Raw genomic sequence first — 12434 nt, 5'->3', positions numbered from 1 at the left:
CCAGCCTTAGTTTGGAGCCAGGGGAATGATGATGGCGGCCACAAAATAAGCTATGATTCCGGGGCCGGAGCAGGCAAAGATGGCCCAAATAAGGCGGATGATGGTGGGGTCAATGTTAAAGTACTCTCCAATGCCTCCGCATACGCCGCAGAGCATTTTATTTATGTTTGAACGGTATAATTTCTTATCCATAGTTCTATCTCCTTTTCTGTAGGAATCTATAAGATTTGGTCAAAGTTTACAGCAATGTTTCCCACGCCGCATTCCAGTTCCATGGTGTAGGGAGCCTTGTTGTTGATGTGAGTTTCGTGTGAGAGCATGCTGTAGTGTTCAGCGCCCACATCAATGCTTCCCACGCCGCACTCCACCTGGTAATTGTACCCGTCTTGGGAACCGGTCAGGTTAAGGGTCACATCTCCCACCCCTGTCTCGATTTCCACATCCCCGTTGACAGTGCCTGAAAATGTAATGGCGCCAACTCCTGTGTCAATCTCCAGTTTGGAGACAGTGACACCAAGGACCGTGCACTCCGCGGCGCCCAGATCCAGGGACAATTTGTCAAGCCCGTATCCGGCCGGAATCAGAATCTCGATTCGAGGAGCCTCATTGCTCCGGCTGCGTCCTGATTCCCTCTTAACCTTCAGTGTGAATTCATCCATGTAGCATTGTGTGCGGTTATAGGTATCCTGTACATTGACCTGGATTTGGGAAATACCCTCTTTTTCTAAAACGCGGATTACCCCTTTGTCTATATCCACATCCAGTTTTCTGGCCTGTGCATAGGAGGGATCGGATACCGTCTTTATCTGTGAGGAGCCGGGGGAGCGGTCTGTATCATCCGGGTCATCCGGGTTATTCCAGTCATCCCAGTTATCCCAGGCATCCCAGTCATCCCGGTCATCCCAGTCATCCGCCCGGTCATCCCCCCAGCGGACCAGCCATGGCATGTGGTTGTGCCATACCCTGGAGGCCAGGCGGGACGGCAGGCTGTTTGTATACCGTCCTCCCATGGCGGCTGAAACGGCAGTGATGCCCAGGCCAAGAAGAAGGAGTATCAGTCCGGTGATGGCGCATATTTTTACGAATCTCTTCATTTTATTACCTCCCTCGGTGAAGCAGGCGGCTAAGCCCATTTACGATACTTCGTATAATGAAGGGGATGAACCTCCCGTAAAACAGTACGGATAGAGCCAGGCACAGGGCACCGGCGCCCAGCAGTATTAATCCTGTGCCGGAGGCCATGAGTCCATCCAGTGGATGGGAAAACATGTGGAACACACCGTAGGGAAGCATAACGATACCGCCCAGGAGCACTGCAAAGGTGGTGGCCCCAAGTGTCACCAGGACAGCTGTCAGAATGCCCAGGACTCCCGCGGCCAGACCCAGCAGACCGCCGCCAACACCAAGGAACACGGGAAAGGCCACAATGATGAGCACAGCCCATAATATGAGCTTTATCACCTTGCTGGTCCTGGGCGGAGGGGGATTGGAAGTTCCATTGTTCTCCTCTGTATAAGTCTGCTCCGGGCCATGGTTAAAACCGCGTTTCTGGTCAAAGCTCTGTTCCCGGTCAAAGTTCTGTTCCCGGTTATAGCCCTGTCCCCGGCTGCCGCTTCCCTGGCCGCCGCTCTCCTGCTCTTCCGGCAGGTCCAGACGCTTTGCCATGGCATAGCCGGGATCACGGAACCGCTCATCCTGATATCCCTGTTCTGTGAATTCTCCGCCGCTCTCCAGATGTCCGGCTATGTCAGCACGGATGATGGCGGCAATCCGTTCAGGGCTTCCTAATTCCTGGATGACCTCTGCTTCCTTATCAGGACCGGCCTCTTCAAAGTAATCTGTATAGTATTGGACCGCATCGTCCTTGTCTTCATCCTGGATGTCCTGCAGAAGATATGCAAGCTCCTTCATAAACTCATCCCTGGTCATAGCTTCGCCTCCTTAAATATCTGGGATATCTTCTGTGAATAAGTTACCCATTCCCCCCGGTACAAATTCAGCTGTACCCTGCCTTTTTCCGTCAGCCTGTAATATCTGCGGTTCCTGCCGTCAATGGCCATATCATACACTTCCAGGCAGTCCTCCTTCTGGAGGCGTCTCAGCACCGGATATAAGGTGGACTCCGAAATATCAATGGCCTGCCGGACATCCTGGGTGATTTTATATCCATAAGTCCCTTCCGCATCCTTAGAGACAACTGCCAGCACAATAGCGTCTAAAAGCGCGGAGCCAGTGTTAAATATCATAAGCACCCCTCTGTTCTAAAAACAATATTATTAGTTGCATCATATTATACAATATATAATATAGTTATACTATACAGCATATAGTATTATATGTCAACACAAGAAATTCAAAAGATTCTGTTATATTTTCTTAAGCCTCTTTAGAAACAATTTACCAATCAGTCAAACTTAAGACACAAATAGCCGGTATACTATAAGACATAAACAAGCAGTCAGAGCTTTTAATATAGATACCATACATAATAAGCCGGTGGGATTGGCAGAGGGCCTTTCTTACCGGCTCAACCTAATTTATGGAGTAATGATTGAAAATAAGAATGGAATCAGCTACAATGGAACAATCAAGATAAAAAGCAGGTAATAGAAATGAACGCAGGAATCATTGCCGGGCAGATGCTGGTTTTGTTTTTTATGATGTTGGCAGGTTTTATTGCCTTTAAGGCGCACATAGTCTCACAGTCCGGCTCTAAGAGCCTGTCCTCGGTTATCATTAATATCTTTAACCCATGTCTCATCATATCCGGAGTACTGAATAAGAAAATCACATACAGTCCCCGCATGGTAGCAGAGAACCTGGTTCTGGTGGCCGTGTTTTTTCTGGTGCTCATTGTCCTGAGCCGTCTGTTCACAAAGATGATGAGGCTTCTGCCGGGGGAGGTAAACAGCTACCGTCTCATGATGATATTTCCCAACCTGGGGTTTATGGGAATCCCGCTGGTGCGCAGCCTGTACGGTGAGGAGGCTGTAATATTCGTGGCATTTTATATTGTTGGTTATAATCTTCTGGTTTATTCTTACGGCATACTTTTGGCTATGGGGACAAGGGATGATTGCGAAGACGCTGGAAAGGAAGCGGCAAAACGGGCCGGGCTTCCCTGGAAGAAGATGCTCAATATCGGAATGGGCGCCTGTATCACGGCAATTTTTATATTTGCCTTTCACATAAGGGTGCCGGAGCCGGCAGCTGATTTTGTGGACAGCATGGGAAACGCGGCAGTGCCCTTATCCATGATGACTGTGGGCATCATGGTGGCCCAGTCGGACTTAAAGTCCCTGGTAACAGACAAAAAGCAGCTTCTCTTTGCCTTTATCAGCCTTTTGGTCATACCGGCAGTCTGCATACCGTTTATGAGAATGCTGCCTGTTGACAAGGTTTCTTATGGAATTTTTATTCTTTTGATTGCAATGCCGGTGGGCAGCGTGGTTATGCTGGTTGAGAAGGAATATGGCGCCACGGATGGAAGGATATCGGCCAAAAGCATTGCTTTGACCTCCATCCTGTCCGTGCTCACCATTCCTGTGATTACATATCTGGCATGACAGGGGACGGTTAAGAAGGGGTGGCTGAACCATCCCGGGATGTACGGTAGATATTCATTCTGTTTCTGCGGGCAAATCCGATGACAGTCAGATTGTATTCAGCAGCCAGCTCCAGGGTAAGGTCTGTGGGTGCGGAGCGGGATACAATGACAGGTATGCCTGCCCATATGGCCTTTTCTGCAATGGGGCGCGGAATCCGGCCTGTGGTATATACACTGGTGCCTGCAAAATCCACACGGTCCTTTAAGGCGCGGCCCACTGTTTTTTCAAAGGCCCGGCTTCGGTCCAGGTCCTCTGTCATGTAAAGGACCGCACAGTCACGGCACAGCATTACGCTGTGGACATTGCCGGTTTTGCGAAACAGCTCCGAGGCATCCAGAAGGTGCTGTGACAGAGAGAGTATGTGATCAGGACAGATGTGTAAATCCGGGAGGCGGACCATGGTGCGGTCCGTTTCCCGGATTTTCAGATCCGCCCGGTTAAGAGACGGACGGATGCTTAAATCCATTATATCCTCAGGGGAGGAGATGACGCCTGAGGTATAAAGCCTGCCTAAGAGCATCTCCTCCAGATATTCCGGAATACAGTGAAGGACTTCGGTGCAGCGGCCGTTGATATGGACGTTTAGGGAACATTCCGCCAGCACTTCGTCCATGGAAGGCGTTTCCCTGCCGTCTTCATACCGTATGACAGGATACTGTTTCGTGAATTCCATCATGTTTATATTCCTTTCCATCACGCTTTTTGGATTCGGATTGCGCAGGCTTTATATTCTGGGATTCTCGCCAGGTCGTCCAGCGCAGCGTTGGTAATCCGGTTCACATTGCCGTCCGCGAAGTGGAAGGTCATGAAGGCCTCCTGCGGGCTGACTTTCTGTCCCACCCGCGCGGTGCTGGTAATCCGGCCGCGTCTGGAGGACACAAGTACTTTGTCTCCATGGCTGATGCCAAGGACCTTAGCATCCTCCTCGTTGACCTCGATATAGGATTCGCTGCAGATTTCATTCAGGCCCTCGGTCCGTTTTGTCATGGCACGGGTGTTATAGTGGTAGAGCATGCGCCCTGTGGTCAGCAGGATTGGGTACTCCTCATCCGGAAGCTCCCTGGATTCCTTGTAAACAGCGGGATAGAAATATCCAAGCCCTCTGGAGAATCTGCCCGCATGGAGAATGGGCGTACCCGGATGATCTTTGGAGGGACAGGGCCACTGCAGGCTCTCACCCGCATCCAGCCTGGCGTGGCTGATTCCGCCGTAGGACGGGGTTACGCAGGCTATCTCATCCATGACCTGGGCTGCGCTGTCATAATGGCAGGGATATCCCATCCTGCCCATAACGTCGCAGAATATCTGTATGTCATCCCTTGCCAGCCCCGCTGGTTCAACAGCCTTGCGGACCCGCTGGAGACGGCGCTCCGTGTTGGTGAAGGTGCCTTCCTTTTCAGCATAGCTGACGCCCGGAAGAACCACGTCAGCGTAGGCAGCTGTCTCTGTCATGAAAAGTTCCTGGACCACCAGGAAATCCAGGCTCTTTAATGCTTTTTCAATATGTCCTGTATCCGGGTCAGTCACGATTGGGTCCTCGCCAAAGATATACAGTCCCTTTATGCTGCCCTTTATGGCTGCCGGGAAAACCTCGGTGGAGGTAAGGCCGGGCCTGGTATTTAATTCCACGCTCCACGCTGTCTGGAATTTGTGGATGACGTCCGGGTTGGCCACCTTCTGGTAGCCGGGGAAATCTGTTGGCAGGCATCCCATATCGCAGGCGCCCTGTACATTGTTCTGGCCCCGCAGCGGGTTGATGCCGCAGCCTGGCCTGCCCAGTTTACCGGTCATCATGGCCAGGTTGGAAAGGCTCATGACGCCTTCTGTGCCAGTGGAATGCTCTGTTACGCCCAGACAGTATATGATGGGCGCCTTGCGGGCGCCTGCGTACATCCGGGCAGCCTGTATCAGGTCCTCCTGACGGATGTGGCAGATTTGGGCCACCTTCTCAGGGGGATAATCCTCTAAAATCTGTTCCAGGATTTCAAAGCCTTCTGTCCGGGAGGATATGAAATCCATATCAGCCAGGCCTTCCTTTAATATAATGTGCATCATACCGTTGGCAAAGGCCACATTAGTGCCCGGCTTTATCTGCAGGTGCAGGGCCGCGTCATTTGTCAGGTCAATTTTCCTGGGATCCACCACAATCAGTTTGGTGCCCCGCCTGACTGCGCGGCGTATCTGAGTGCCTGCTACGGGATGGGCTTCGGTTGGATTGGAGCCTACAAGGAGAATCACATCCACATCCCCTGTAATATCCGCAATGGGATTGGTCATGGCGCCGGAACCAAGGGTCATGGCAAGACCGGTCACAGAGGCAGAGTGGCAGATACGGGCGCAGTTATCCACGTTGTTGGTGCGAAAGGCAGCGCGCATCATTTTCTGGAACACGAAATTGTCCTCGTTGGGTGCTCTTGAACAGGAGAAACCGGCGATAGCGTCATTGCCGTACTTTTTCTGGATTTCCCTGAACTGTTCTGCCATGTAATCCAGGGCTTCATCCCAGGATGCCTGTTCAAGCTGCCCGTTCCTTCGTATGAGGGGATGGGTCAGACGGTCGCCGGAACCCACGAATTTGTAGGAACCGAATTTGCCCTTTACACACAGCAGATTGTGGTTGGACGGCCCGTCAGCCGGTTCTGCGCCCACGATGCGGTTGTCCCTGACCAGCAGATCCATCTGGCAGCCGGTGGCGCAGTGGGGGCATGTGGTCCTGACCTTCCTGACCTCCCAGCTGCGGTACTTTTTGTGGTCCTTGGCTGACAGGGCTCCTGTGGGACAGTGGGAAACGCAGTTTCCGCAGGATTCACAGGTGGTCTCAGACCAGGGCCTGCCGTAGGCAGTGGTGATGATGGTATCAAAGCTGCGGTCCTTCAGGCTGATTACGTTTCTGCACTGCAGCTCTTCGCATATCCGTACGCAGCGCCGGCACATGATGCAGAGCTCCGGATTGTATTCAAAGAATGGATTGGACGTATCCTTTGGGGCGTTTACCCGCTTTCCACTGTCATAGCTGGTATACTCCACGCCGTACTCCATACAGTAATCCTGAAGCTTGCAGGAGCCGTTCTGAGGGCAGGAGAAGCAGTGCTCCCGGTGGTTGCTCATAAGGAGGTCCAGGACAAAGCGCCTGGCTTCCATCACCTTTTCTGAGCGGGTGGAAATGACCATGCCTTCAGTGCAGTGCTCGGAACAGGCAGTGACAAGCCCTTTTTTCCGCCCGCCGTCTACTTCCACCACGCACATGCGGCAGGAGCCGTCAGGAGCCAGTTCTTTCATATAGCACAAGGTGGGTATCTGGATTCCCAGCCCGGCGGCAGCTGAAAGTATGGTGGTCTCCGGCGCCACCTCGCATGGTATATGGTCAATTTCAATATGTATCCTGGTATCCGGATCTATATGGTGAGACATGCTTTATTCCTCCCGTTTTCATGACATGCGCAGGCTCCCGCAGGACAGGCGCCTCCGTTTATATGTGCTTCAAAGTCGCCTCTGCGGTGGCGGAGGGCAGACATCAGGGCAACATTCACAGACTGGCCCAGGCCGCAGGCCGAAAGCTGGGACACCTGCCGGGCCATGTATTCCAGGCGCTCCACATCCCCGTCCTTAGCCCTGCCTTCCACGAAATCCGTGAGGAGTTCCAGAATACGGGTCGTGCCCAGACGGCAGGGAGTGCATTTTCCGCAGGACTCATGGACAAAGAATTCAAAGACCTTCTGTATATATTCCACGATACAGACACTGTCGTCCAGGACCACAATGGCGCCGGAACCCACTGCCAGCCCCTTAGGAGCCAGGGTCTCATATGTATAGGGTGTATCCAGCTGTTCGGGAAAGCCGATGGGGCCGGACTGGCCGCCCATGTGGAAAAATCCGGGTTTTCTGCCTGTAGACGTGCCCCCGCCGTATTTCTCATCCATTATCAGTTGGCGCAGGGAAATGCCAAGGCCCACCTCAAACACGCCTCTGTTTTTGACATGACCGCTTATGGATACCAGTTTGGTGCCGCCGCTTTCAGTTGTGCCGTAAGAAAGGAACTTCTGGCTGCCCTCCTCAAGGATGATGGGCACGCAGCACAGCGTTTCCACATTGTTGACCAGGGTGGGTTTGCCGTACAGACCTACTTCGGCCAGATGAGGCGGTTTGATTCTGGGACGCCCTGTTTTCCCTTCAATGGAGTTGAGCATGGCGGAATTCTCGCCGCATACATAGGCTCCTCCTCCGGAAACCACGGTGATGCTGTAATCAAAGCCCGGAACTCCCAGGATATCTTTTCCCAGGTATCCCGCATCCTCTGCATTTTCAAGGGCTGTCTCAAAAATTTTCTGTATCCTGCGGTACTCTCCGCGTATGTAGATATAACCCTGTTTAGAGCCGAATACATATCCCGCAATGAGCATGCCTTCTATGACGCTCAGGGGCGTTTCTTCCAGCAGCACCCGGTCCTTAAAGGTGCCGGGCTCTCCTTCGTCCGCATTGCATACAATATACTTTGTATCCCCTTCGATCCTGTATAAGCTTTTCCATTTCCGCCCGGCAGGATAACCGGCGCCGCCCCTGCCCTTTAGGTTGGAGCGGCTGATTTCTTCCAGGATTTCTTCTTTTTCCATGGACAGAGCCTTGCGTATGCCTGAAAATCCTCCCAGAGCTTCAAACTCAGGGACAGATACAGGGTCCATTCTGCCCACGCGTCTTAATAAAACAGATTCTTGTATTTCCATGTAAGTGTTCTCCCCCAATTATTGATTGCGTTTACCGGACCTTAAGTCAGCCAGAAGCTGACGTATTTTCCGGCGGTCCAGATTCCCGTATACCGTGTCCTTAACCTTGATGACAGGCCCTATGTCGCAGGCTCCCACACAGGGGATATAGTGGTAGGCAAAGACGCCGTCCTCTGTGGTTTCGCCTATGCCCACACCCAGCTCCTCCTTCAGAATCTGTGCGATTTCCTCAGAACGGGAGAAATGGCATGGAGTGCTGTTGCATACCTTCAGCACGTACCTGGCCTTTGGTTCTGTCTTTAACATGGCATAAAATGTTATGATGTCATATACCCGTGTGGGATTCATTCCCACTTCCTCTGCCACCAATGCAGCAGTTTCCTCATCAATGTAGTTGTAGCCTGAGGCGTTTTGCAGCTCATAGAGGATAGCCAGAAGGTGTTCCTTGTCCCCTCCGTTGTCCCGGATGATAGCCCTCTTTTCCTCGGCGGTCAGTTGGCTGGTGATTTCCATGCTTTATTCTCCTTATGTCCGTTTTCTGAAATAATGTGTATCCATAAAGACTAACCTAACAAATATGGGCAAAATAGTCAATAAAAGTTAAATTAATAACGCGGAATTTGTTGAAAATGCGAGAGCGTGTTTTAGAAAAAAGTGACGAAACAGATCAATTCAGAGCAGATCAATAAAATCAGTCATCTTGGGGTTCTGGGACATTTCCTCCTGGTAGATAACTACCTGATACCGATAGACTTTAGGTGTCAGGGATACATAACGGATCTGTTCATTCTCAACTTTAAGACCACTGGGCAAAAAGGCAAGACCGGTACCCTCAGCTACCATATGTATGGTGGCTGAGGTATTGTCCAGTTCACATACAATATCAGGGTTAACCCCCAGCTGTTTGAATATATGGTCCGTAATACTGCGCATGGTTGAGTTTTGCTTGGATAGAATAAAATGTTCGTTTTTAAGCAGCTCCCACTTAAGACGGCGGTTTTCGCCCCATATTTTGTATGGAAGAGTCCTGGGAACCAATAGAAGGATTTCTTCACGGTTGAGTACTTTATAAGGAAGGGTGATTTTTTGCAGGGAATCCAGGGAGGTAATAATTAAAGCAAGCTGCCCCATGTTTAATTTTTTCAGAAGATTTTTGGTACTTTCATCTGTGGCATATAGTTCCACACCAGGGTATTTTTTCTGAAAAAGACCGGAGGCAGTCAAAAAACGTTCCATTCCTTCCTGGGAAGATATCCCCACGCGGTAACGTTCTTTACCCGTAACAGAGATACTGCGTATCCTATCATATGCCTGTTCTTTTATATGCATAATATCTCTGGCCGCCTCAATGTAATACTGGCCTGCCTCGGTTATGGCAAGCTCTCTCTGATTACGAATAAAGAGCGGCGTGCCCAGCTCTTTTTCTAAATTAATCAGTGTCTGGCTCAGTGTAGATTGGGATATAAAAAGTTTCTCCGAAGCCCGGAGAATATTTTTTTCTTCCGCGATGGCAAGAATATATTCTAATTGCCGTGTATTCATTTACAACACCTCTCTGAAAATTATCGTTTTTCTCGATAATAGAATCCGGAAAAAAGAATTAGTAATTATGCTTATGTTAAAGTATACTATAAATATCAAAAATATACAATATGTCAAAATAAAAGAAAACCCCCTCTCCGTATAGGAGGGGAGAATAAAAAAAGTGCATAATAAATCATGCCGTTATTGTACGTTTTTGACAATAAAAAATATAACAGGAGGAATTTGACATGGGTGGAAATGAAGTACTTGCAGGAATTGAAAAGGAAAAGTTAATCGTAATTTTCCGGGGGGTTCCCACGGAAGATGCCGCAGATGTGGCCAGAGCCCTGGCTGATGGGGGAGTTAAGTTTATCGAAATTACCTACAATCACTGCAAGGATGATCCTGAGGCATATTTTGAGGAACAGATGATGGCCGTAAAGGCTGCTGTGGGTGACCGGGTGTGTATGGGCGCGGGAACTGTCCTGACTGTGGACCAGGTGGAACTGGCCTGCCGTCTGGGAGCTGGTTACATCGTATCGCCAAACTCAAACGATGCGGTTATCAAGCGCACAAAGGAATTAGATATGGTATCCATACCTGGTGCCATGACTCCCACAGAGATTGTTCACGCCAGGGACTGCGGAGCAGATATAGTGAAGCTGTATATAGTAGACGATATAAACCATGTGAAGTACCTTATGGGACCATTGGGGCATATCCCCATGCAGGCTACCTGCAATGTAAGTCTTGATACGATTCCGCAATTCCTTAAGGCAGGGATAAAGGCATTTGGGACAAGGGCCTTTCTGACCAATGACCTGATTGAGAAGAAAGATTATAAAGAGATCGAGAAACGGGCAAGAGAACATATTGAGATAATAAAAGCTAATTCTTAAAAAATTAAGAGGGGAAGGGTTACTATATGATAAATAAAAATAGGTTATCTGTTCTGGCAATAGCAGCACTCATAACAGTCTCTCTGGCGGCATGCAGTTCCGGGAAAAAGGAGTCGGCAGCGGGGAGCCAGACATCTGCAGCCCAGGTGGACGAAAACCAGACATCCGGGACACAGACAACAGAAACTTCTGCCGGGGATACGGCTGGCAAAGATGCGGTCAAGCTGATTACATCCACTTCCCAGCTGCCCGGAGCATCGACCCAGCTTCTGCAGTCCAGGATATCCGAGGTATCAGAACAAAAGGGCGGGGGAAACTTTCAGTTTGAACATTATGACAGCGCCACCCTTTTTAAGTCCAGTGCAGAGTTGGGGGCTCTCCTGGATGGAAATATTGATATAGGATTCATTCAGCTGGGATATTTCTATGACAATGGAGCGCTGTGGGCAAATATGTTTGATATTGCGTTCCTATATGATGACGTGGACGATATGATGCAGGTATTGGACACGCAGGGGGAGGTTGGAAAATGGGTGCAGGATCAGATTTGGGATGAATTTCACGTTAAAGTAATCGCCCCGTTTTACCTGGGAAGACGTGATGTATGGATTTCAGACGGCTCACTTACAGTACAGACCCCTGAGGATTTAAAAGGAGTAAAAATCCGTATGCCAAACTCAGCGTCATTCCTTGACATGGGGACGGCAATCGGCGCGGAGCCCACGCCCCTTGACAGCAGCGAGACATATCTTGCCATGCAGACAGGTACTGTGGATGCCCAGGAGAATATCATTCTGTCTTCGTATGCAAATGCTATGCAGGAGGTGTCAAAGAGCATTGTCATGACAGACCATATGATAACAGCCAATCTGGTGTGTGTTAATGGTGATAAATGGGAGAATATGACTCCAGAGCAGCAGGAACTGTTGACGCAGGTTATAAGGGAGGCTGTTGAACAGAATAACCAGGATGTGATGGCTGAGGAAGCGAAAATATTGGATGAATGTGTAGAAAAGTATGGGATTAATCTGCAGGAACCAGATAAGGATGCATTTAAGGAGTACGCATTCAAATACTATCTTTCCAATCCGGACAACGAGAAAAACTGGAACATGGATATTTTTAACGAGATAATCAAATAGGCCGCCAGGATGAGAGGAGGCATGCAATGAGAGCGAAGATTAAATGGTTATTTCTAAGAATAAGGGATTTTGTGGAAGTTTTTATTCCGGTTATTACATTTTCAGCTCTTTTCCTGGCATTTGTGTATTCTGTTTTCTCCAGGTATATACTGAACCGTCCCCCGGCGTGGGGGACGGAGGTACAGGTAGCGACTTACATATGGACTGTTCTGTTAGGAGCATGTTATGTGCGCAGGCTGAATAAACATGTAAATTTCACTATGATATATGATTTACTGCCGCAAGACGGTCAGAGGTGGTTAAGGATTTTTCGCAATTTGCTCATGGGCGTCACATATGGAATTTTGATGAAGCCCACAGTTCAATATATTGTAAAATACAGAACCGTTAGTCCATCCTTAAAAATTCCGGTTAAATTTTACTTCTTTCCAATCATAATCCTTGTTTTTGGTGTGATGTGTTATTCCTTCGCGGATTTGTACAGGGATATAAGAGGGTGGTTCCGGCAGAAGCGGGGGCAATCAGGGTAGAGAGGGGGAA

Annotated in this window: 13 protein-coding genes; 4 read left to right on the top strand and 9 right to left on the bottom strand. The window is 49.6% G+C overall.

The annotated features are described in order from the left end of the window. Positions 1 to 6: 6 nt before the first annotated feature. From CGC65_RS29310 to CGC65_RS29295, 4 genes are read right to left on the bottom strand one after another with little or no spacing between them, the layout of a single operon-like run. The gene (locus tag CGC65_RS29310; RefSeq protein ID WP_002569088.1) at positions 7 to 192 is read right to left on the bottom strand and encodes a PspC domain-containing protein; all 186 of its coding nucleotides are present in this window, start codon (positions 190 to 192) and stop codon (positions 7 to 9) included. Between the two features lie 26 nt (positions 193 to 218). Then, a complete protein-coding gene (locus tag CGC65_RS29305; RefSeq protein WP_002569087.1) occupies positions 219 to 1094 on the bottom strand; it encodes a DUF4097 family beta strand repeat-containing protein in 876 nt (291 codons plus the stop codon). Between the two features lie 4 nt (positions 1095 to 1098). Continuing rightward, the gene (locus tag CGC65_RS29300; RefSeq protein WP_002569086.1) at positions 1099 to 1929 is read right to left on the bottom strand and encodes a DUF1700 domain-containing protein; all 831 of its coding nucleotides are present in this window, start codon (positions 1927 to 1929) and stop codon (positions 1099 to 1101) included. After that, positions 1926 to 2246 carry a PadR family transcriptional regulator gene (locus tag CGC65_RS29295; RefSeq protein ID WP_002569085.1) on the bottom strand — a complete coding sequence of 107 codons (321 nt, stop codon included), beginning with the start codon at positions 2244 to 2246 and terminating at the stop codon, positions 1926 to 1928. The genes CGC65_RS29300 and CGC65_RS29295 overlap by 4 nt, the downstream gene beginning before the upstream one ends. Positions 2247 to 2612: 366 nt before the next feature. On the opposite strand from CGC65_RS29295, the gene CGC65_RS29290 reads away from it, so the two are divergent. Further along, on the top strand, positions 2613 to 3566 hold the full coding sequence (locus CGC65_RS29290) for an AEC family transporter (RefSeq protein ID WP_002569084.1): 954 nt from the start codon (positions 2613 to 2615) through the stop codon (positions 3564 to 3566). Positions 3567 to 3576: 10 nt separating this feature from the next. On the opposite strand, the gene CGC65_RS29285 is transcribed toward CGC65_RS29290, so the two are convergent. From CGC65_RS29285 to CGC65_RS29265, 5 genes are all read right to left on the bottom strand, one after another. Next, positions 3577 to 4284, bottom strand: a complete 708-nt coding sequence (locus CGC65_RS29285; protein ID WP_002569083.1) for a formate dehydrogenase accessory sulfurtransferase FdhD — start codon at positions 4282 to 4284, stop codon at positions 3577 to 3579. 17 nt (positions 4285 to 4301) lie between these two features. Continuing rightward, a complete protein-coding gene (gene fdhF, locus CGC65_RS29280) occupies positions 4302 to 7019 on the bottom strand; it encodes a formate dehydrogenase subunit alpha (protein WP_002569082.1) in 2718 nt (905 codons plus the stop codon). Then, positions 7004 to 8329, bottom strand: a complete 1326-nt coding sequence (locus CGC65_RS29275) for a complex I 51 kDa subunit family protein (RefSeq protein ID WP_002569081.1) — start codon at positions 8327 to 8329, stop codon at positions 7004 to 7006. Before CGC65_RS29275 ends, fdhF begins: the two co-directional genes overlap by 16 nt. 18 nt (positions 8330 to 8347) lie before the next feature. Continuing rightward, the gene (locus tag CGC65_RS29270) at positions 8348 to 8842 is read right to left on the bottom strand and encodes an NADH-quinone oxidoreductase subunit NuoE family protein (RefSeq protein ID WP_002569080.1); all 495 of its coding nucleotides are present in this window, start codon (positions 8840 to 8842) and stop codon (positions 8348 to 8350) included. Positions 8843 to 9001: 159 nt separating this feature from the next. After that, on the bottom strand, positions 9002 to 9871 hold the full coding sequence (locus tag CGC65_RS29265) for a LysR family transcriptional regulator (protein ID WP_002569079.1): 870 nt from the start codon (positions 9869 to 9871) through the stop codon (positions 9002 to 9004). A 230-nt stretch (positions 9872 to 10101) separates the two neighbouring features. On the opposite strand from CGC65_RS29265, the gene CGC65_RS29260 reads away from it, so the two are divergent. Genes CGC65_RS29260 through CGC65_RS29250 form a run of 3 tightly spaced genes read left to right on the top strand, consistent with a single transcriptional unit; the run spans position 10102 to position 12424 of the window. Next, positions 10102 to 10752: a bifunctional 4-hydroxy-2-oxoglutarate aldolase/2-dehydro-3-deoxy-phosphogluconate aldolase gene (locus tag CGC65_RS29260; RefSeq protein WP_002569078.1), complete on the top strand. Its 651-nt coding sequence runs from the start codon at positions 10102 to 10104 to the stop codon at positions 10750 to 10752. Between the two features lie 26 nt (positions 10753 to 10778). Next, positions 10779 to 11894 carry a TRAP transporter substrate-binding protein DctP gene (dctP, locus tag CGC65_RS29255; protein WP_002569077.1) on the top strand — a complete coding sequence of 372 codons (1116 nt, stop codon included), beginning with the start codon at positions 10779 to 10781 and terminating at the stop codon, positions 11892 to 11894. 26 nt (positions 11895 to 11920) lie between these two features. Next, complete coding sequence (locus CGC65_RS29250) at positions 11921 to 12424, top strand: TRAP transporter small permease (RefSeq protein ID WP_002569076.1); 504 nt, start codon at positions 11921 to 11923, stop codon at positions 12422 to 12424. The last annotated feature ends 10 nt before the right edge of the window (positions 12425 to 12434 follow it).

Source organism: Enterocloster bolteae, assembly GCF_002234575.2.
Taxonomy (GTDB): domain Bacteria; phylum Bacillota; class Clostridia; order Lachnospirales; family Lachnospiraceae; genus Enterocloster; species Enterocloster bolteae.
Note: the sequence above shows the minus strand (reverse complement) of the source record. Positions and strands in the feature narration are given on the sequence as shown.